Annotated in this window: 14 protein-coding genes and 1 riboswitch; of the genes, 2 read left to right on the top strand and 12 right to left on the bottom strand. The window is 38.3% G+C overall.

The genetic code is table 11. From position 1 onward, the window contains the following. Positions 1-199 precede the first annotated feature (199 nt). Positions 200-1,180: a hypothetical protein gene (locus tag HGC4_RS10515; RefSeq protein ID WP_050710093.1), complete on the top strand. Its 981-nt coding sequence runs from the start codon at positions 200-202 to the stop codon at positions 1,178-1,180. Between the two features lie 53 nt (positions 1,181-1,233). Here the strand turns inward: HGC4_RS10515 and cobT are convergent, their stop codons facing one another. From cobT to HGC4_RS10465, 10 genes are all read right to left on the bottom strand, one after another. After that, positions 1,234-2,271 carry a nicotinate-nucleotide--dimethylbenzimidazole phosphoribosyltransferase gene (gene cobT / locus HGC4_RS10510; protein WP_050710092.1) on the bottom strand — a complete coding sequence of 346 codons (1,038 nt, stop codon included), beginning with the start codon at positions 2,269-2,271 and terminating at the stop codon, positions 1,234-1,236. A 149-nt stretch (positions 2,272-2,420) separates the two neighbouring features. Then, positions 2,421-4,241 (bottom strand): precorrin-4 C(11)-methyltransferase, encoded by a 1,821-nt coding sequence (gene cobM, locus HGC4_RS10505; RefSeq protein WP_050710091.1) that lies wholly within the window; start codon positions 4,239-4,241, stop codon positions 2,421-2,423. A gap of 14 nt (positions 4,242-4,255) precedes the next feature. After that, entirely contained in the window at positions 4,256-5,467 is a 1,212-nt protein-coding gene (locus HGC4_RS10500; protein ID WP_050710090.1) for a bifunctional cobalt-precorrin-7 (C(5))-methyltransferase/cobalt-precorrin-6B (C(15))-methyltransferase, read from the bottom strand. Further along, complete coding sequence (locus HGC4_RS10495; protein ID WP_050710089.1) at positions 5,445-5,771, bottom strand: hypothetical protein; 327 nt, start codon at positions 5,769-5,771, stop codon at positions 5,445-5,447. The genes HGC4_RS10500 and HGC4_RS10495 overlap by 23 nt, the downstream gene beginning before the upstream one ends. After that, positions 5,764-7,176 carry a precorrin-3B C(17)-methyltransferase gene (gene cobJ, locus HGC4_RS10490; protein WP_050710088.1) on the bottom strand — a complete coding sequence of 471 codons (1,413 nt, stop codon included), beginning with the start codon at positions 7,174-7,176 and terminating at the stop codon, positions 5,764-5,766. The genes HGC4_RS10495 and cobJ overlap by 8 nt, the downstream gene beginning before the upstream one ends. Before the next feature lie 532 nt (positions 7,177-7,708). After that, complete coding sequence (locus HGC4_RS10485; protein WP_050710087.1) at positions 7,709-9,175, bottom strand: PepSY-associated TM helix domain-containing protein; 1,467 nt, start codon at positions 9,173-9,175, stop codon at positions 7,709-7,711. Beyond that, the gene (locus HGC4_RS10480) at positions 9,172-10,650 is read right to left on the bottom strand and encodes a PepSY domain-containing protein (protein ID WP_050710086.1); all 1,479 of its coding nucleotides are present in this window, start codon (positions 10,648-10,650) and stop codon (positions 9,172-9,174) included. Before HGC4_RS10480 ends, HGC4_RS10485 begins: the two co-directional genes overlap by 4 nt. A 1-nt stretch (position 10,651) precedes the next feature. Then, entirely contained in the window at positions 10,652-13,009 is a 2,358-nt protein-coding gene (locus HGC4_RS10475; RefSeq protein WP_050710101.1) for a TonB-dependent receptor, read from the bottom strand. 82 nt (positions 13,010-13,091) lie between these two features. Next, positions 13,092-14,018 (bottom strand): sirohydrochlorin cobaltochelatase, encoded by a 927-nt coding sequence (locus HGC4_RS10470; protein WP_050710085.1) that lies wholly within the window; start codon positions 14,016-14,018, stop codon positions 13,092-13,094. Next, positions 14,018-16,192: a TonB-dependent receptor gene (locus HGC4_RS10465; protein ID WP_050710084.1), complete on the bottom strand. Its 2,175-nt coding sequence runs from the start codon at positions 16,190-16,192 to the stop codon at positions 14,018-14,020. The genes HGC4_RS10470 and HGC4_RS10465 overlap by 1 nt, the downstream gene beginning before the upstream one ends. A gap of 52 nt (positions 16,193-16,244) precedes the next feature. After that, positions 16,245-16,447, bottom strand: a riboswitch (cobalamin riboswitch). A gap of 187 nt (positions 16,448-16,634) precedes the next feature. Between HGC4_RS10465 and HGC4_RS10460 the strand changes: the two genes are divergently transcribed. After that, positions 16,635-17,945, top strand: a complete 1,311-nt coding sequence (locus HGC4_RS10460) for a cobyrinate a,c-diamide synthase (RefSeq protein WP_050710083.1) — start codon at positions 16,635-16,637, stop codon at positions 17,943-17,945. A gap of 89 nt (positions 17,946-18,034) precedes the next feature. Here HGC4_RS10460 and HGC4_RS10455 read toward each other — a convergent pair whose 3' ends face one another. Both HGC4_RS10455 and HGC4_RS10450 read right to left on the bottom strand, forming a co-directional pair. After that, positions 18,035-21,919: a hypothetical protein gene (locus HGC4_RS10455; RefSeq protein ID WP_157258238.1), complete on the bottom strand. Its 3,885-nt coding sequence runs from the start codon at positions 21,917-21,919 to the stop codon at positions 18,035-18,037. A gap of 45 nt (positions 21,920-21,964) precedes the next feature. Then, positions 21,965-22,597, bottom strand: a complete 633-nt coding sequence (locus tag HGC4_RS10450; protein WP_050710081.1) for a hypothetical protein — start codon at positions 22,595-22,597, stop codon at positions 21,965-21,967. Between the last annotated feature and the right edge of the window lie 533 nt (positions 22,598-23,130).

The raw sequence follows: 23,130 nt of genomic DNA, 5'->3' as shown, positions 1-23,130 counted from the left end.
AAGTCATCGTTTCCTCATTTTTATGGAAAACAGACTTCAGAGGTGATAATTTAAAATTCTCAGATATTCTTATTACTTCGTTGTAAGTCTGAGTCGATATATTCACTGTTCATCTAAAAAGAACAAACACGCAGGTCTGATCATACAAATCAGAATGGATCTTTAAATACTTTCGATTATTTAAATAAAACTTCAGGATATGAAAGCAAAAACACTACCCACACTTACCTTAACAGCATGCCTGTTTCTTCTGAATGTAGATTCACAGGCACAAGTACCGCTAAGTAACAATATATTGCAAATGTCTAATGTTACGATTAATGATTCGTTGCAATCCAATCCCATGCAAAGTGCCTACGAAGTCTCTGGTTATATGGTAAAAGAACGACTTTTATCGGAAGATAAAGAGAATATAAAAATCATTGATGATATTTCGGAAAACGATCTGATTGTGGTTAACGGCACTTACGATCATATGCACCTTGTACTCTCGTCTCTTAGACTACCTTTTATCAGAATATCTCAGCATCAACTAAAAGATGTAAAACTGGAACCTCATCAGACCGTTTTTGTTAATTGTGCAACAAATTTCCCCGAAGATCAAGCCCGAAAATTGGCAACTTTTGTTGCTCAGGGAGGTCAATTAATTACCAGTGATTGGGCATTGAAAAACGTTTTGGAAGTCGGTTTTCCCGGATATGTATCTTTTAATGAGAAATTAACCGCTGATGAGGTAGTACGGGTAGAGGTAATGGATAAGGACGACCCTGTTATAAACGGATTTCTGGACGAAAAGACGGCTCCTGTTTGGTGGCTCGAGGGATCTTCCTACCCTATCAAGGTCTTAAATAAAGATAAAGTAAAAGTCTTAATACGATCGAACGAATTGAAAGACAAATATGGAGAAGAAGCGGTTCTCATTAAATTCAATCATGGAAAAGGCGTTGTGTATCATATGATTTCACATTTCTATTTACAAAGAACCGAAACGAAAGATGCGAAACAGAAGACAAATGCAAATGCCTATATGCTAGATAAAAACATTTCTATTTCGGAAGATTCGGCACTTAAGGGACAGATTGAAAATCTGGATTATGGGACAGTACAATCTGCCAATACGTCCTCTGAGTTTATTATGCGTGCAGTAGTAAATCAGAAAAAGAAAAACAGCAAAGAGTAAAGAGCAAAAAAAAGAAGGAGCATATTCAACTATGCTCCTTCTTTTTTATTGTATTAAAAATATTTTGTCACCTGAATCTTTTTAAAAGAATTCATTTCATTGATCATTCTAACAGATGAATCCACTATCGGATAAGCACACAACGCACCCGTACCTTCTCCTAAGCGGAAGCCTAAGTGCAATATGGGTTTTGCATCTAAGTATTTAAGGACAAGCTTATGTCCTGCCTCATCTCCCTGATGTCCGAAAATAGCATAATGCAACACATTCGCATTCAATTTAGATGCAGCCAGCATACAGTTAGTCATAATAAAACCATCTACCAGAATTATCATTTTCAGTTCGGCAGCTTTCAGCATAGCACCTACAGCCATTACCATTTCATAACCTCCGAAATAACGGATAATATCTTCGGGCGAATTGTCTCCTTTGTAGTTTTCTTTGGCTTGTTTCAGAACATTGTATTTATGCTCCAGAATGTTTCCTGTATGGTCGCATCCAGCACCTACACAATCTTTCAACGGAATATCAGTCAAACAAGCTGTCCATAAAGCCGATGCTGAAGTATTGGTTATACCCATTTCGCCAAAGCCTATGATGTTACACCCTTTGTCGAAACAAGCCTGTGCACAATCTGCACCACGTTGTATTGCCAAATCCATTTCTTCGTAAGTCATAGCTGCTTCATGCAGATAGTTACGTGTGCTTTTTCGGATCTTTTTATCTATAATCGGATCTTCGGATTTGAAATCGAAATTCACTCCTGCATCTACAATCTGTAGTTCGATTTTATGTTGACGAGCCAAAAAATTAATTCCTGCTCCTCCTGCCCAAAAGTTAGCCACCATTTGAAAGGTCACTTCTTGTGGTGATGGGCTTACACCCTCGGCTGCAATTCCATGATCGCCGGCAAAAACAATATGATGTGGGTTACTCAGTTTAGGTTCTAACGTCTGCTGAATCCAACCGATTTGCATGGCTAAATCTTCCAATACTCCCAACGAACCTTTTGGTTTGGTCAGATTATCTATTTTTTCTTGTAAATAAGAACGGACTTCGTCCTTTGGTTTTTCAATATTGAATTGTAACATCGTATTTTATGTTTCTTTTTTTAGTAATAATTCCCCCTCAATTAACTGTGGTTAATAACGGATATATTCATTTTTTGTTGATTCTCTCAAAATTACGAATAATAGAAAAAACTCCTGCATTTATCTGATGTAAAATCAGGTCTTATACCCTATTTTCTGAACAAATGTTTAAACTGATTAGAATACAATTTCGATAAACCTTCACGATTCCCGATTGCATCGCCCACAACGATCATAGTAGTTAAGGTCAGATTGTTTTCTTTGATAATCTTGGCTAAATCCTTTAACTCACCCCGATAAATACGCTCGTCTTTCCATGTCAGTTTATAGCATGCCGCGACAGGTGTTGCAGGCGGATAATGCACCAATAATTCTTCCTGCACCTGATCTACTATGGTTGCACTGAGAAATATACACATGGTACTTTGCGATTGAGCCAAAAGGTGCAATTTTTCCTTTTCGGGCATGGGCGTTCTCCCCTCCCCTCGAGTCAATATAATAGTCTGCACTTTCTCGGGAATGGTGAATTGCGACTCCAAAGCGGCAGCCGCAGCCAAAAAGGAAGATATGCCGGGAGTAATATGATACGACATTTTATATTCGTCAAAAAATGCCATCTGCTCTTGTATAGCTCCGTAAATACATGGGTCTCCGGTATGCAGACGAACTACTAATTTTCCTTTGTCATAAAATTCTTTCATGATTGAAAATTGCTCTTCTAAATCCATCGATGCCGAACTTCTTACTACTGCTCCTTGTTTGGCGCAATAGGTAAGTTCGACAGGCACAAGGCTTCCTGCATATAGAATCAAGTCAGCAGCTTCCAAGAAATAACGTCCTTTTACGGAGATTAAATCGGGATCGCCGGGTCCTGCTCCCACTATTTCGATATGCCCTTGTCGAATAGCTTCTCGATCCATGGCAATGGCGAAGGTAAAATCGTTACTGGGACTTAAAACTGCTTTTTGCTTTTCGAGGATAAGTAAACCTCCATTGGCACTTTTGATTGCCGTGGCTTCCGATACGCTCGATACCGTAGTTACTTCTTTTACCTTTTGCGATGGGTTGGGAACTTCTATGTCTTTCAGTTCATCCGCAGAATAGATATTGACCGGAATGTTTTTTAAATATGCCTGAATATCGTTCAACAAAGCCTCATCTTTTTTCAAGTCTATTGAGGAAATATCTTTGATGGAAGACATTGCAATATTCAATCCTTTTATTTCGGCAGCGAGGTAATCGGTAATGCCTTTTGGGTCGCAATCTTTGCGGCAACCGACACCTAAATGCAATACTTTGGGATGATAATAGATTATCTGAATGCCTGCATCGGGATAAAGATAGGGAGTAACGGCAATCAGCAATTCATATTTATGCAATTTGATATCCTCGTATTTGTAATATACGTCTATGTGGTCGGGAGCTGTACGTTCCAAATACGTAGTTCCCTCATCATTAATATCGAGTAAGAGAGCTGTCGGTTTTTTATTGACAAAAGAAGTCAGCGGATAATTTAAATTAGCTGTATTGGTAACAGTCTCCCAGCCGTATTTCTGCCCAATAGTATCTAATGCCCAAAGGTTTGTATTATCGCTTTGGGTAGTTATTACCGCCTCACCGCCTATAATATTGGCTATTTGCTTCGATAAATCATTGGCTCCGCCTACATGCCCCGAAAGAACAGATACTACATATTTACCTGTACTGTCGATATTTACAACAGCTGGATCGGTATATTTGTCTACGATATAGGGCGCAATACTTCGCACACAAATACCCATTGCACCGATAAAAACAAGAGATCCTACTTTAGTAAAGAGCTCTTCTACACATTCATTGATGGATGTTATTTGTACTGTACCTTCAATCTCTGCCTTTGTGTAAATACGGGCATTCGGCAGATCTTTCTTTATGGTTTGCGCTAACCCTAAACTGCTTTCGGAGGTTAGTATGATTGCTGTTTTTGTCATTGCTTTCTTATATTTTAATTGAGACTTTTAATAGCTTTCATTACATCAATTGCATTGAAATCGTCTACTTTTATTGTTATACTTTGTTCGAGTTTCAAACCATTATTTTCGATGGCTTCCAAAAACAGATTCCGGCTTTCGTCCGATACTGAATTAAATACAATTACACCATTGGGATTCAGAACTTCGGTAAGCTTTTGTACTATCTCATTCATTTTACCGCCATGACCACCAATAAATACGGCATCGGGCAGAGGTAATCGGGATGTATCAGTTTGAGTAAAATCGCCTATGAATGACGTTATTCCGGGTGTTCCAAATCTACGTGCATTGTTTCGTATAAGTTCTTTGCCTTCTTCTCTTTGCTCAAATGCAAAAATTTCGAGATGGGGAAACTGCATTTTAGCTTCGACTGATACCGATCCTGTACAAAATCCTACATCCCAAAAGACGGACTTATCTCTCAAATCTAACATACTAAGTAATAACAATCGAACAGGCATTTTGGTTATCATTTTTGCTCTTCCATTTAATAAGTGAAAATCACTTTCGGGAATACCAAACGGGCGGTTTCGTGACTCTGTTTTTGTCAGAATGAGATTATTGGGAAATTGAAATGTCTTTCCTATTACCTCTTTCAGCTCTAAAGTGGAAACTTTCTCTTTTTCTTTATTACCGAGCAGTTCTCCAATGTGCATTATGTAGTTATCATAGCCATATTCGAGCATTCGTTCTGCAATAGCCGATGGAATATGCTCTTTGTTATCCGTCAAAACTCCTATTTTGGATTGTCCTTCAATTAAAGCCTGATCGAATTTGAGCCAAGGACGACCTGTCAGCGAAACAATGTGCATATCTTGATAAGGCAACACCAATCGGTGAGCCAACATTTGCAATGAATTGAAAGAAGGATATACTATAATTTCAGCTTCTGGCATTTCCCGTTGAATTGTATTTGCAAATCCAAAGAAAAGGGGATCGCCCGAAGCAAAAACAACTATCTCGTTATGCGATTGGTATTGCTGAAATACATTTTTCAAAGGCACAACTATATCAATCCAAGTATATTCTTTTGGTAGAAACGATTCTGCAATTTCGTGATGACGTGCTCCCCCCGAAAAAACAGTATGAGAGCTTATCGCTTCCTTTATTTCGGGTGAGAAATATTGTTGCTGATTATCGTCTATACCTATTACGTAAAATCTAATTCGACCATTTTCCGACATATCTCAACGTATCTTTTGTTATTAAGTCTACGACTTCAATACTATTTGACTCTAAAAGTGACAATCCTGTTTTTCGATCAATTATCACAGCATAGGGTACATCCCCCTCAAAGATGGTATCTCCTCTTAAATTCATATAATCTCTAAAATCGAGAACATCACGACCTGTCACCAAACTGTCAATTCTATTTGAAGCGGGTCGGATATCGGACAATTTCCATCCTTGGCTTTCAATGTCTTTTTGGGAAACGGAACAAGACTGAATTATGAATACTATAAATAAGAATACTAGCAATTTATACATCTCTGCCCGGTTTTAATTGTTCTGCATCATCAAAAGTAAGAATTGAATTGACTAGTGTTGCAGCTAAATTACTACCTCCTTTTCGTCCTTCGATAATTATTTTAGAGATATTTTTAAATGGTTTAGTCATGTGTTTCGATTCGCGCACATTCACAAAACCAACGGGTGCAGCAATAATGCCGATGGGATTTGCTTTGCCTTTACGTACCAATTCGCACAACTCTATCAAGGCTGTCGGTGCATTTCCAAAAGCATACAAAGCATCGGGATATTCCTCAACTGCTAAACGGATACCTGCTTGTGTACGGGTAATACCTTTAGATTGTGCCAATTCGGCAACACGAGGGTCATGCAGATAACATTTCGCCTCTATGCCCATACGTTCCAAAGCTCCTTTGCGGATGCCCGAAACGACCATAGTAACATCGGTGATAATGGTTCGAACGGTTCCTTCAGTAAATTCTTTGTAGAGATTGGCTACTGCATTTTCATCTGTATAGAGAACATCTTCCATATCAAAATCGGCAGTAGTATGTGTTGCATGAAGAAGTGCCCATTTTTTATCGAGCGGTATATCTTTATTCTTCAATTCGCTTTCGATGGTTCTGAAACTGCGGATCATTATATCCTGCCCCAGATTTTTAGCACCTTCGACCTCATCTTCCCGATAATATCCTCTGGGGGTAATGATCTTATCTTTCTGAAAACGGTACGATTGTGAATTACCTATAATGACAATGGTAAACATATCTACATCTTCGGGGTCAAATTGTCCGAGGGTAGTTACTTTCACTTCCTGCTCCTCACGACCTGCCTGACGCACATATCCAACTGGTGTATTGGGCGAACGGTCTTTGAGAAACAATTCTACCAATCGGTACAATTGCCAGTATCTGCCATTGCTTTTGGGGTTATAAATAGCTGTTACAAAATCGGCTGATGAGGCTGCTATTATACGCTTTTCGATTCTGTCCCAAGGCGTCATTAAATCGGACATTGAGATAATGCAGAAATCGTGACCGATGGGTGCTCCCAAAATAGCTGCTGCTTTCTGAAAGGCACTGATACCGGGCAATACTTCTACTTCGATATCACTTTGCTTCTCCTTTTTCATCTCATAGATGAGGGGAGCCATGCCGTAAATACCCGAATCGCCCGAACTGATTACACAAACGGCATTGCCCTCTTCGGCATATCGAAATGCTTCTTCGGCTCTCTGTCGTTCTTTCTTCATCCCCGTATCTATGCATTGTGCATCGGGTTTTACAAAATCGGTGATAAACTGAAAATAATATTTATAACCTACAATCACATCCGAAACTTTAACTGCTTCGAGTACTGCGGGGGTAATATCTTCTTTTGATCCGGGACCTATGCCCGCTACTATAATTTTTCCTTTTGCCATATCGTATTTTAAATTCTTTAAAGTATTCTTTATTAATTATGTCAATTAAGAGTTGATATCTCTAAACGTTTAATCTTTTCATTCTTTTTTGCTGCGCGTAATCAAAGATTCCTTGCATTCCTTTTGCCCAAAGCCGCAAAAGGAACCAAAAAGACTTTGTGCTACGTGGCTCGCCTATCTGACTAGCTTGTAGGCTACACTAAACCTACTGCCTTACGGCACGTTTAGTTTTACGCCCACTTCACAGTCAGCTAACGGCTGTACCACTGATGCACCGAGGCTTACGCACGTAATAAGTTCTTATCCGTCAGGTTTTCGACATTGGCGGTTGCATGGGGCACCCGATAGATGAGGAAAGCGTTAAGAAACAAAAGGATATTAGCTTTAAATGTTTTCTTTTGTTTTAGCTTTCGAGTCTGAGCGGGTCATGCAAAAGGCACAGTCTTGATCTTTTGCTTCGTTTTGCATCAAGGCAAAATGATGAACAAACCCGATAGCGTGCGTTAGTAAAATAGAATACATAGATTCACTCCTACACCTTTGTTTTACAATTTTGCTTCCATTTTCGGCTGAAATACCTCCAACTCAACCAGACTCCTGTACCGGAAACAATGATACAACCGATGGACAATGTCCAAAGAACGATAGTCCAAAGAACAGGTCTGTCCATCAGCCATTTGATATGGAAATAATGTAATGCCTGAAACATCCATTTACGGGCTTTACGGTTCTGATTGAGGTATTTATAATCTCCCGTTTTCGCATTGATATAATAAAGGCTCTTATCTGCATCGGAAACTTCTACTTTATAGGCAGGTAAACCTAAATCTCGCTTCCAGGGCAAATAATAATCCTCATACTCATTTATCAGTTTTACGGTAAAGGCAACGCTATCTCCATGAATGGCACGGATTGATTTTTCGATTGCTTCTGAAGGCAAGAATAATTCTTTGGCTTCATTGAATGAGGCATCTATAAATAACTTCTGATTACCTGCAACAATCTCATAGATAGGTATTCCCTGAAAATGAGTCCATTCTATTTGTTTCAGTTCAGGATAAGTCTGTTTCAATAATTTATAGTCAAACTGATACTTATCAGGAGATATTCTTTTGCCTTTTATTTTCATGGGAATTTTATATTCCTCATGCGTTTTCACCATCCATTGAGGTACTTTTCTCAGAGACATGACTCCGCTAAATGCCCAAGTGAGAAGAAATATTCCGAAGATCATACCGACTACGTGATGCCACCAATACCAACGTTTTCGATAGGGGCTTTCGAACTTTCCTTTTCGCTTATATCTTCTATAATAGGCATCTACACCCACATACACGCCTGCGAGACACATTACCAAACCCAGCGAAGCCAATACGGTGATGGTAAGAATCCACGTTTGTGTATGCTTACGAAGTGCGGGTATATAAAAGGTGTGGGGAATAAAGCCTATCCACGACCAAAAGCGGCTGTCCTTGTCTGTAAACTGTTGTACCTCGCCACTTCGGGAGGATATATACAATTGATGTTTCTCATCATCGGCAAAATAAAATTTGTAGATCGGCAGCTCTTTTTCGTATTTGCGGTACATGATCCATTGCTCCAATTCTTTCAGAGTATCAACCCTTTCGATGGGTGCATTGCTCCATGCTTTTGCTATTTTTTCGATTGCCTGATAGTTTAAAGGCTTTACTTCCTCAGTAGTATCTGCATTAAATACATATTGGTTTTCTTTAGTAGATACTGATAGTAATGTCTGCCCTTGCAACTCGCTCAATTGTATCTTTCGGGCAGTTTCTCCCTCGGGTAATTTATTGACTAGAGCCATAATATCGGGCAATGAATCGGGTAGTATTTCGAGTCTCTGATTCTTTTCTTCTTGGGTTACATTGGGGAATGGATGGTATACCAAAACCAAGCCTGTAATAAACCACATTAGGAACAGTAGACTAACTACTGCTCCCAATACTCTGTGGATGGAATATATAAACTTTCGTATCATTCTTTCTTACAATTTTTTCTCGTTAACCGTTTCAACTTTCGTCGCAGATATTTATAGCTGAGTAAAACACCACTTAACGACACCAATGTTCCCCCAATCATAGTTCCCCACATAACAATATTCCAAAGAATGGGATGCTCTGCCAAAAACTTAAAGTTGAAGCTATGCAATCCCTGATACATCCATTTGTGCACGCGCGATTTTGTTGTATAGGAACGCACATCTCCCGTTTGAGGATTCACATAATAGGTTGTTTTATCAGCATCATTTATATCTATTTTGTAGACAGGCAATGGTAGTTTGTTCTTACGGTCGACATAGTAATTATCATATTCGGTCATCACCGATAAAGTAATAGGTTCTTTATGTTGGCTCGTGTATTTATCCTTTACGACTTGCTCTGTCAACAGAAGCGGTGCTATATTATTTGCCGAAGCATCTAACACATAAATACTATCTAAGGTTACTACTTTATAAATAGGAGTTTTGTCAAAACCTGTCCATTCAATTCCTTTCACACCATCAGGATAGTATAACAAGATTGCCCGATAATCAAGCTGGTACTCCTTTAGTTTTAGCATGGATGAGGAACCAAACATACCTCGTCTACCTGACGGTTTGCTCTCCCTAATAACCCAATCGGGAATACTAGCCAATGACATCATTCCACTAAACACGAAAGTGAATACAAATATTCCGAAAACAAAACCTAAGACATGATGCCATTTATAAGAGAACTTACGATACGGTGTGCCTACTTTTTTCTTCTTTCGATATTGCTTCACAAGCATATAAATACCCAGCCCAAACCCGATCAAGCACATAATAGAGCCTAAGCCAGATAACCAGATAACGGTAGTATTCCACAATTCGCCATCCTGACGTAGAGAGGTAAAATATACCCAATGCGGAATAGCTCCCAACCATGCCCAGAAGCGACTGTCTTTATCGGTAAATTGAAGAGCCTCACCCGTACGTGAGGAGATATAAAGCTGATGCTTTTTGGTATCGCCAAAGTGAAATTTATAGATTGGCATATCCTTCGCTAACCTATTGAATGGTATCCATTGATCTACTTCGCTCAGTGTATCTACTTTTACAATATCCGCAATACTCCATTTTCGAGCATAATTCTCTATTTGAGCATAGTTCACTTTTCTTATAAACTCGCTCGAATCAGCAACCAGATTATAGCTGCTATCTTTGGTCGAGACTTCGAATACAGACTGCCCGTAGCTGGTAATTTTAAGACTTATTCGTTGAATCAATGTATCAGGATAGATACGATTCAGAACCTCTCCTATTCCGGGCATATCGGAAGATAATACTTCCGTTGTTCGGTTGCGGTCTTGCGGTGTTACTCTCGGAAAGTTGTGATAAATCATCACAAAACCCGATAGAAACCAAACAAGAAACAGGATACTAAGGAAAGTCCCCAGCACCCTGTGAATAGAATATAGAATTCTTTTTAGCATATTACCTTAAAGTATAAGCCATTGTAAGCAAGAAATTTCGAGGCATACTTGGTACCATCTGAGAACCTAGTGACTGGTTGAGATAGTCTTTGTCGAATACATTATTCACATTTCCTGAAAGGCGAACGTTGTTTTTCAACTTATACGAAACCCCCATATCTACCAACCAATACGAAGGATATTCGGATGTGTTATCGGTATTACGATATACCTTATCCATATACGAAACGGTAGTCACAAATCCTAAGTTTTTGAATGCACCTTTCTGTATAAGGTAATTGGCTGCTGCAAAAAATGTATTTTGAGGAACACCCGTCAACTTTTTACCTTTAAGAACTTCGCTTTCCATATAATCATTCTTTTTCATTTCACGAATAGTAGCATTTGTATAGCCATAACCTAACATTACATTAAGACCTTGTAGAGGAAAGACTGTAATATCAAGATCGAAACCTTTAGATCCGGATGAACCTACTTGTCCCACTACCGATTTAGTGATGCCATCCTCATCAACCTCATCTGTCTTTAATGTCTTCTTTTCATTGTTTCTGATTATGTAAAATACACTACCCGTTGCCTGTACATATTTTCCCAAGTTATAGCGAACTCCCACTTCACCTTGATAACCTGTTTGAGGCTTGAATATTTCCTTACCATCTGATGGGTGAAATCTATCACCGTTTGAGTTTATATAGATTACATTTTCAGCATAAAAATCGCGATAAGGATTAAAGAATGAAGCCATCGAACCATATACCGAAAGATCTTTTGTTGGCATATATACAACACCTGCACGATAAGTAAACGACGAGGTATTGTTAATACTATATGCTGTCTGTTCCGATTTGTGGTATTGTCTTCCACCATCGTAAGTAGGCGCATTTGCTCTCATATATTTAAAGAAGTCGTAACGACCTGCCAACATCACTTTCCATTTATCATCTAGTTCTACTAAGTCCTGAAAGTAGATACTATGCATATAACTTTTGGTGATGATAGCTTTACTGAACGAAGAGTTCATATACCCCATACTCTGAGGATTGTTTACTGCAACACGCGAATAAAGTCCCGGTCCATATACATCGTACTTGCTATTAAGAGGATCGGTTATGGGTGCAAGAGTATAACCGGTGTAAGAGTTACGAGCCATTAGCGAGAATGTATATCCTGCAATAAAATTGTGCTTGATGCCACCGGTGTAAAAATCGCCAGAAAGTTCAAGTTGATTGCTTAATGTCTTTGCCATGTGAGAGAATCTCAAAGGCGATGCTAAGTATACACTATCGAGGCAAATGTATTTCTTCACCTGTTCGCCTGCCTTATTTTTAGTCATATAATAGTGATCGTAAATAGCCTTATCACTTTCCAGATATTTAAGAGATTCGGTTCCGAAATAATTGATATCATCATCAAAATAAGAGGCATGATTTTGCAGCTTCAAATGATCACTAAACTTTTTATCATATTTCGCAGTCACATTCCATCCATAGTTTTTGAAGAAATCAGATTGACTGTTGTAGCGTGACTCTCTGTTCAAACCCGGTTGCATTTGCCCTTTATTCAAAAACAATGCACCATCGCTGGTATTAAATACATCGTTTGTCATATTGGGAGGTAAACCAATTTCGGTACCATACCAGTCTCTATTGAAACCTGCACGAACATCAATATTACTTGTTGCATCTATTTTAGAAGCTAATGCAAAATAACCTGAAAAACGTTTATTTCCGTTATCTCTCCATCCATCTTGATTTGCATAATTTAGCAAGGCTCTATAATTAACCGATTTGTATAGCTTTCCACCAAAGTCCATCGAAGCCTGTTTGTTGTCCCAGCTACCATAAACCATGCGTGCATTCACTACATTGTAAGGTGTTGGCGATTTTCTTACAATATTCAAAACGCCACCTATAACCGATTGTCCGTAAAGAACTGATGCTGGACCTTTCAATAATTCCATCGATTCAACATCTGTAAGGTCTGCTACGGGATATGAATTTATCATCGTACGCTCGTCTCTTATACCATCCACCATTATAGGCGTATAGTTAAAACCACGTACTGTAAGTGTTTGAAACGATCCGTAAGAGGTTTGCATACGCACTCCGGGAAGGAATTTTACGGCATCCTCTATATTTACGATTCCTCGTATTTCGAGGTCTTTGTAAGAAACTGTATTTATTGTCATCGGCAAATATTCCAAAGGAACATTCAGCTTGCCTATTTCTGTTTTCTTTCGGCTAAAGTCTACTACTTCAATTTCACTGATAGAATATACTGTATCTACCATGCTCTTATTCTGAGCTGACATATCACTCACTGCCATCAACGCGATAGCAGAAAAAATTACTTTTTTCATGATTTCCATTGTAAAAAGGTCTCAGACCTATTTCTTGTTTATGGGTATATTATTGTATTCAAATAAAAAAGGTAAATCAACCTTATTCCATCTTTTCGCCGGTCACTTCATAGATTGCTTTCTTTTCTATGATACCGATTTTACGATGTGCTGATTTAAATTTCAGATGAGAGATATATAAGTCTTGTACTTCGGGGTTTTGTCCCAATCCTTCCATTCTTACCTCCACAGAATAGCCTTCTTTTTCGAGGTCGTTTTTCCAGTCTTCTGCAATGTCATTTTTGGCATGCTCTCCGGCAACAAACATAAGTGGTACAAGTACTACTTTTTTCAATCCCGAAGCTTTCAATTGTTGATGCATATCATCAAAAGAAGGGTATCCCTCAATAGTTCCCACAAAACAATTGCTGTGACCTTTGGCTTTCAACATATAGTCGAGCATAGCATACTGAGCAGTATTAGAATCGGATGTACCATGTCCCACCCAAACATAAGCAGTATTAGGGTCAATATTTTTGGTTAATACACCTATTAGGTTCTCATAATCCTCAGGGCTATAAAGCAAAGGATCTCCAATTCTGATTTCTTTGAAGTCCGATAGCATCTCTGCGACATCTTTCTGTATAGACTCCATTTCTACTCCATCGATTATAGTGGATGGCTGAATTAGAATATGGGTATAACCGTCCTTTTTCAACTGCGCCAACGCATCTTGTGGTTTTTGCTTCATGATGCCACGTTCGCCCAAACGCTTTATTACAATTCGTGCAGTATATGCCTCACGCACTTCCACACCGGGAAACTCTGCCTGAGCTTTTTTGTTCAAGGCATCGATAGTCATCGCACGGGTATCATCGTGTGTAGTACCAAAATGTACCATTAGTATTGCTGCTTTATCGTGTCCTTGCAGATTTTCGAATATATTAGAATGCTCGTGGTTTTTACCTCCGTGAGCAGATACATTTACCATTGCTGCGAGCATTAACAGTATAAAAAGTAGATTTTTCATTAGTTCTTAAATTTTAAGGTTAAGCTTACAAATACAGTTCTTCCGGGAGAAGTAGTTGCATATTTACTTCCAAAAGGTTTCTCGTCTCTGAAATTGAATATATTTTCGATTCCAAATCCGGGTTCAAAAATTAGTTTTTTTGCTCCTGTAAACGAATGGCTTGTTGCCAGATTCCACAATTGAAAAGGGCGGGCATTCATGTCCGAATAGTATGTTTCGCTTTGTAAGCGACTATTCAAGTTCACATTCAAACGATACGTTTTCCATTCCTTCATCCAGTTTCCGTTTACAATTCCTGTATGGCGACTCGACCCGAATAGTGGTTTATTTTCGACTCTGTTACGAGCATCCAGGTAACTATAATTCAAGCCTATCGAAAAACCTTCTCCCAGAAATGTATTCATCGAAACATCTACACCCTGAGTACGTGCCTTAGATACATTGTTGTACATATAACGGGTTTTAATACCGCCTGCCTCATCTTCGGGAGTGAGAGGTTGCACTTGTCTGTCGATAATATCTTTTATATTATTGATATAACCTGTTATCGAAAGGGTAAAATGATCGCTTATATACTCGGTATTAAGAGAGTAGTAATTAGATCTTTCAGGTTTCAGATTTGTATTTCCCTGACTAACCATGCTTCCCGATATTTTATCGTAATACAACTCTTGCAGATTGGGGGCTCTGAATCCTGCGGCATAGGATGCTCTGAAATTGAAATGATCTAAAGCATACATAGCCGAAACTTTTGGATTGAATTTATTTTTGAATGTTTCGTGATGCAGCAAACGAAATCCGGCAACAACCGATAAACGCTCTATTACCTTGATTTCATCCTGAGCATAAAATGCCATTGTATATGCCGATTTGGACTCTGCTAGACTTTCGGGATTTTTCATATACTCGTTCATGAAATCGAGTCCCGTATTTAATTTATGATTTTCACCGAGGCTGAATACGCCTTTTATCGTGGTATTGAAAAGACGTTGACGCTTGGTAAGGTCACGATCTCCGGCTTCAAACTTTCCTGATTTCTTCAAGTAATCTTTATAATACTCGTAGTTATCGAAATAGGAATCGAATGTGATGTAATTGACGTGTTTTCTGAAATGATAATCTCCTCCTAGAGCAAAGTTGTAATCTTTGTAAAACATATCGTATGCATAGTCAGCATAAGGACGATCGGTTTTTTTATCGAAATAAACTCCTTTGGTATAAATCGACGATTTCTTGGTCGGATTATACATAAACTTCTGAGATACGGTATTCGATTTGTAAGCTGCCATAGCCTGCTTACCTGTTTCTACTAAGGTATCGCGAGTAGGTTTACTCAGAGATTTAATCTCATACGGACTCAATTGCCACCCTTCGGTTTGTCGGCGTTGATAGGTAGTTTGAGAAGACAGCTTGCCTACTTTAAACCCTAGGTTGGTATTCTGGTTGAATTGTCCATACTTAGAAACTCGTGTTGCAGATACAACATCTACAGTACTTTGTGGAGTATTGGTTATAATATTAATTACACCACCCATAGCCTCCGAACCATATAGAGAGGAAGCTCCTCCTTTTACAACTTCTACACGCTTGATATTACTCATATCAATACGTTCCAGATCGTTATCGCCACCCACGTCTCCGGCCAAACGTTTACCGTCAACTAGAATAAGAATTTGCTTATTTCTAAGACCATTCATTACAATGTTGTAAGCTCCTTTGGTTGCAATAGAAGTAGACAGAGCAGCCAAAGCATCTTCGAAATTGAGAGTTCCTGTATTACTGATCTCCTTAGCAGTAATCACTTCAACAGGTACGGGTGTGTCTTTTAACCGGTGATAAGTTCCGGTTCCGGTAACAACTACCTCATTTAGATTTAAGTAAGATTTCTTTAATTGGATAACCATTTTGTCATCCGATTGGTTTACGTTTTGCTTCTGAGTCTCAAAATCCATCCGACTCGTCCGCATCACATACTCTCCATTGGGCACATCTTTAAACATAAATTCGCCCTGATCGTTAGTTACTACACCGATTGTAGTTCTCTCCAAACGAACCGTTGCACACAATACAGGCTGACCTTCTTCATCAAGAACTTTTCCTTTCAAGGTCATCTGAGCAAACGCAAGACTTACTATACAACACCCAAGTGCTGTTAGCAATAGCTTCTTTCTCATTATAAAATGAAAATAAATTGTTTATAATAATATTCTTGACCCCGAGAATATATAAATAACTGGTTTGTTAGGCAGGTTTCCTGACTCACTCTATTTTGAACGCCTTCCCATTCATGCTGTAGAACAGTGGCAAAAGAATTGTTCAAAATTTTAAAGAGTTCACAGTAGCGGGCACTGTTTCGGATTCTGACCGAATTCCCTTTTAAATGCGAGAGACGAGTGTCTCACAGCATCACCTTAACGACCGCAAAGATACTTTTAATCTATTTTAAATAAACGGTATTCAGAAAAATAAATAAAACAAATAACATCATAGATACAGCTTATGATGTAAATTTTATATTTTTGCAATACAATAATAATTATAAAGCCATAAATTTTTTAGCTGTAAACAACAGTATTACAGCGAGATAAAACTTTAAATATTCACAATTACTTATATATGGATAAGACTTCTCGTTTCCTTATATCGGCTACAACCTCCGGTTCGGGCAAAACCACCCTTACTCTGGGTCTTTTGAGAGCATTGAAAAATAGAGGACTCAAAACTCAACCATTTAAATGTGGTCCTGATTATATTGATACTAAGTACCACGACATGGCTTCGGGTAATCACTCTATTAATCTCGATGTATTTCTTGCCTCCACGCATCATGTAGAATCGCTCTATTCGAAGTATGCAACCAACAAAGATGCTTGTATTGTTGAGGGCGTCATGGGCTTATATGACGGCTATAACCGCATGCAGGGAAGCAGTGCCCAGATAGCTGAATTGCTAGATATACCTGTTGTGCTCGTTATCAATGCTAAATCGATGGCTTACTCTGCCGCTGCTCTACTCTTTGGTTTCAAGAACTTCTATAAGAATATAAATGTAGTAGGTGTCATCTTTAACTTTGTAGCTTCCGATAGTCATTACAGTTATCTGAAAGATGCTTGTGAAGATGTAGGACTAGAGGCTTTAGGGTATTTACCGAAGGATACGAATGTTGAAATCCCATCGCGTCACTTGGGATTAAATATCGAAAAGGAATTTATATTTGATGAGTTTGCCAACAAGGTGGCTGCACTTATCGAAAAACACATAAACGTTGATCGTCTACTCGAAATTACTGCGACCAATAAAATAACCAACGCCTCGAAAGAAGAAGAAGAAAAAGCAAAAGGTAATCTAAATATTGCTGTGGCTTATGACGAAGCTTTTAATTTCATCTACCACGAGAATATTGAGCATCTGAAAAAACTAGGCAATGTTTCATTTTTTAGCCCTATAAAAGATAAAGAACTACCTCTAAATTCTGATTTGGTATATCTACCGGGAGGCTATCCCGAATTATATTTGAAGGAATTGAGTAGTAATACATCAATGCTCGAAAGTATCAGATCATATATAGAAAACGAGGGTAAATTGATAGCCGAATGTGGTGGTATGATGTATCTCTGTACTTCGATTGCAGACAAGGAGGGTATTGAATATCCTATGGTTGACATTCTTAAGCAAACTGCCACCATGCAACACATGAGATTAAAACTGGGATACAGATCTTTCACTTACAAGGGGCAATGTATCAAAGGTCACGAATTTCATTATTCGAAAGTAGAAGACCCCCACAACAATACGTCTACTGTAACCCAAATACATAATGCTAAAGGAACTGAGGTGGATACCAAACTTATAAGATATAAGAATACAATTGCAGGCTATACTCACATCTATTGGTCTGAACTCGATTTAATGAAATTGTTTGAGTAACTCTACGTTTACTTTATTCACAATACAGAAAAACCCCGAAAGCCAATATATTGCTTTCGGGGTTTCTTATAGTTATAGCTGCATTTATATTACATGGGTACTCTCATCCTTAAGTTAGGATTTACATACACATTTGTACAATCGCCAATTTTTATAGTGATTGGTACACGTCCACTTTCGCAGTTATTTTTTGTTTGCGTCACATAATAAGTAGCTCCATCAACCAAAACAGTCGTTAAGGGCAAAACTCCTGCTGAAACAGCTGTGGCATACCATTTTATATTTTCGCCATTTACACTTACATTAGCTAATGTATTTACCGGTAACTGACAAACCTTACTTGGTTGAACACCAGCATCTACCGAATCGGTTCTTTTTACGACTAAAACTGTACCTGTTACAATACAAGTAGCATTGTACTTAACCTGCACCCTATAGGTACCATAGCCAAATGTACGCAAGTCAATAAATGAAGCTGTACTTATTGTACCAGTAAAATTTGGGTCTCCTATTTTTGTCCATACATACTCCGTGTACTCTGTACCAAAGAATCCATCTGCTGTAAGAGTATAGCTTGCAGGAACATCAGCATCTATAAAGTGACAAGTCCAGTCGGAAGGAAAACCATTAAACTCTCCTGAGTTATAGGCATCATAAGTTATATTGGTATTATTCTGACCGGCAACTGTACTTTTATCTCTGAAATGAAGCGTCATCCCCCCTGTTGCATTGATATCTTTTATGTTGACAAAGTTAAAGTCACTACGACCTCCCAATAATTTTAAATTTGCCTGTGTACCTGATGTACTACTTTTCACAAACAATATCAGACAGGTATTCCCCGACATGGTCAATCTTTCTTTAACAGTCTGAATATCCCCTCCTACCGACAATGTATATGTACCACCTGCGGTTAAAAATAATTGGTTAAACATATTATGCCCGGAGAGAGAACCAACTGTGCCCTTAAACTCTACACGATTAAATTGCACCTCTTTTCCAACCGATGTACCAGTACTTTGTAGAGTTGCACCAGAAGGACTTGCATTTTCGAACGTAACATTGTTATATATTTGTCCGGCGTACACACTAAGATTACCTGAAGAACCCGTTAGGTGAATATGTGAAGTACCTGCATTAACAGTTAAATACTGACTATTTAATAGAACACTTGATGTAAAATATATATCGGAACTACCCAGATTAAGGGTTCGGGCTACAATACCTGAATTAATATAAAAACTAGTTCCCTCAACCCTGTTATTATTGGTATTAAAAACACCTGCATTTATAGATAAAGTAGCACCTAATTTAAGCTCATCCACCAATGAAATTGAAGAGGTTTCATATATATATACATTATATGTACCGGTTTTAACACCATTACTGGTAATTGTTTTAGGTATTCCTGTATTCTGGTAGTTTACAATATAAACACTCATTGTCATACCCGACTGCCAAACTGAGGAGCCATATATGTTGAACGAAATACTAGTGGAACTAGTCGATGTTAAAGTTGGTGGAGTAACTGCACCTGCACATGTAATATTGCGACAATAGGCAGTTGCCTCTATAGTTACAGTTTTAGAGGCAGACGTAAAGCCCGAACCAGCATCAAAAAACACATTACTATTGGGTGAGGGAACACAAGCTCCACCCTGACCTCCGGAAGTAAACGACCAATGGCTGGCATCGTTCCATACACCACTACCACCTACCCAATACAAATCAGGTGAGGCCGATGTCGCAAAATTCCACCCTGTATTACCTCCATTGTCTATTGAATTACTAGCGACAAAAGAGGCTCCACCAATGGCTTTAATATCTTTCATCATAACTCCAGATACTTTAGGTAAAGCACCAACGGGCATAGATACAACAGCAGCATACCCAGCGGTAGTCGATTGTATAGCTGCCCAGCCCAAGCAATCTGACTCTACAGAAAAAACGCCTGTAATCGTCTGAGTATACGCTTGATTAGATGCACTTTGCATGGTATAGTTTTTACCCGGAGCAAATATCAGATCTTTAAAAGTATTATGCCCAGAGATGGCTCCAAGACCCTTAAATTCTACGCGATTATATCTAACATTATTAGTAGCTAAACCAGCGTAAGCTAGAGATGCTGTTGAGGCAAGGGGATGTTCGAAAGTAACATCATTATACACCTGACCTGCAGCAGGATAAAGAATTGCAGTGGTATTCTTGAAATGAATATGCGAAGTACCTGCATTTAACGTTAAAAGAGCAACGTTTGAATACCAATAATTACTTATATATACTTCCGAACTACCCAGATTAAGAGTTCTAGGACTAGTGCCTCTATCCCCATAAAATGCATAACCAATCTCAACTCGATTATTATTCGTATTAAAAGTCCCCGCATATAAATACAAAGTGCCATCCACTTTATAGTTATCAGTGAGAGAAATAGAAGAGGTTTCATAGAAGTATACATTATTCCCTAGACTTGAAACTCCATTGCTGGTAATTGTTTTAGGTACACCTGTATCTTTGTAATTAATGGTATACACACCAAATATCATATCCTGTTGCCAAACTGACGAACCGTATATATTTAATGAAGCTGTACCTGTATAGGTTACAGTAGGAGGAACGGCTGCTCCCGAAAATGTAATGTTGCGACAATAGGCAGTCCCATTGACCGTTATGGTCTTAGAAGCGGAGGTAAAGCCCGAATTGGCATCAAAAAACACATTACTACTAGGAGAAGGTACACAGGCTCCGCCTACACCACCCGAAGTGAGAGACCAGTGGGCAGGGTCGTTCCAGACGCCCGTTCCCCCTACCCAATACAAATCGGAAGAAGCAGAAGCTATAAAGTTCCAACCAGTGTTACCTCCATTATCTATTGAGTTATTAGCAGTAAAAGTAGCGCCACCTGAGGCTTTGATATCAGTCAATACAGCACCTGAGACTTTTACCTCTGCACCAGTAGGCATAGACAGATTAGCTGGGCTTCCGGCTGTAGACGATTGGATAGGAAGCCACCCTACACATTCTGATTCGGCTGACAATGAACCCGTAATTGTCTGAGTTACATTATTACCCAACAGGTAGGTTTTACCTGGAGAGAAGATCATTTCCTTAAAGGTGTTATAGCCATAGATAAGCCCATCTCCTTTAAATTCGACTCGGTTAAAATTAATATTTTTAGTAGCTGTACCACCAGATTGAATACATGAAGTGGAGGAAGCCTCGTTTTCAAAAACAACATTATAATATACCTGACCCTCGTAAGGATAAAGATATGCTGTGGTACCCATGAAATGAATAGTAGAAGTACCTGCATTGAGTGTAATAGACGCCGAGTTCATATACATATAATAAGAATTAATGTAAATATCGGAACTCCCCAGATTAAGAGTCTTGGGAGTAGAGCTTTGAGTGGCATGAAAATAATAACCAACGTCTATTCGATTATTATTGGTATTAAAGATTCCGGCATTTATAATTAAATTAGTGCTAATTTTAAAATTATCTACAAGTGAAACGGAACTAGTTTCGAATAAATAGACATTACTTCCCGATGTAACACCATTACTTGTAATAGTTTTAGGTATACCTGTATCTTGATAGTTAATCTGGTTTACACTCACTGTCATACCCGCCTGCCATACAGACGAGCCATATATATTTAATGCATTTGCAGTAGTACTCGAATAAGTTAAAAGCGGTGGAATAGCTGCTCCTGCAAAAGTAATATTGCGGCAATTAGCAGGCACATTGAGCGCTATAGTTTTAGAAGAAAGGGTAAATCCCGAATTGGCATCAAAAAACACATCATCAGTAGGTCCCGGTACTACACCTGGTATACCCGCTCCGCCCGAAGACGTTCGCCAGTGATTGATATCCGACCAGTTACCCGAACCTCCCACCCAATAATAATTGGCGCTAAAAGCTGAGAGAGAAGAGAAAAAGAGTATAGCAAAAAATAACAGTAGCTTATTCATTTTCATTTTTATGTGTGTTGTTTTTAGATAATATAAGCGATCGTTTTATCGCACTTTGAACACTATATTTATGAATGTATTTGCTGTAATAGTAAATCCTGATGCCATTTTATAAGTAAGCACACCAATATTGGATATAGCCAAGCTGGTGAAAACCTTATTGTCGTAGTAGGTGACAAAATAATCAAGCTCATTGTTTTTAAGAACCGGCAAAGCTCCAGCTAAAGGACTTTTTGCTGAACTCAGAGCATCGCTCATCTCGAACTGGCTCTTATAGACGTTATACATATCAACGGTAAAAGTTTCTGTAGCCTTATTATAAGCAGGGTCATCCACAGAAGTAGGTAATACTATGGAAGGAGCATAAAAAAAGATTGAGTTTTGAGGTACCATCTGAATCCAACGTGTACCATCGTTGTAATATAATCCTTCAGGAATATTAGTTCCATCAATATTAAAAACAGTCATTCCATTTACGTGTGTCGGCAATGGAGAGGCAAGTGTTAGTGACGATAATTTAACCCGAGGTAAAAGTAAGCCTCTGTTGGATGTTCCATCTGTATTTTCTCTTAATTCTAATAAAGCACTGTTGTTGGCTGCTTCTCCAACTCCGATAGTTACCTGTGCTTGCATGCACAAAGGCATCAATACTAATAGTAGTAATAGTATCTTATTCATAAATTGTTAAAGTAATAAAGTTTGAAGTATCATTTTATTGTTTTAAGTATTTTATTTTCAGTGCATTTACAAAAACATCAATACGTATTGAACTATATCGCAAAATTTCGTTTTCGAAAATTTAGCAATACTGATAAAACCAGATTAACACTTAGGTCAATCTACAGTCATTAAAAAAAGACATAGGAATATCTATTCAAGAGTATACTGAATTTATAATTTGTTTATCACATCGATTATATTAGATAAAATCTAACTAATCTTTTTGTTATTAACACAAAAGGATAAGACTGAGCAGTGAACTATTTAACTATTGCTCATAAGTTCACTTTCTATAAAATGTTAATGTTGTTACTGTTGTCATTGTCGTCGTTCATCAACCTATAATATATAAAATCTATTATAAGCGGCAAATATATAAAGATATTTGCGATTATCCAAAATAACATATATTACATTAAATAGCAGTTTTTTTATTATTTTAGCTATACTATTACATGGGTACTCTCATTCTTAGATTAGGATTTACATAC

The organism is Dysgonomonas sp. HGC4 (assembly GCF_001261715.1).
GTDB lineage: Bacteria > Bacteroidota > Bacteroidia > Bacteroidales > Dysgonomonadaceae > Dysgonomonas_A.
Note: the sequence above shows the minus strand (reverse complement) of the source record. Positions and strands in the feature narration are given on the sequence as shown.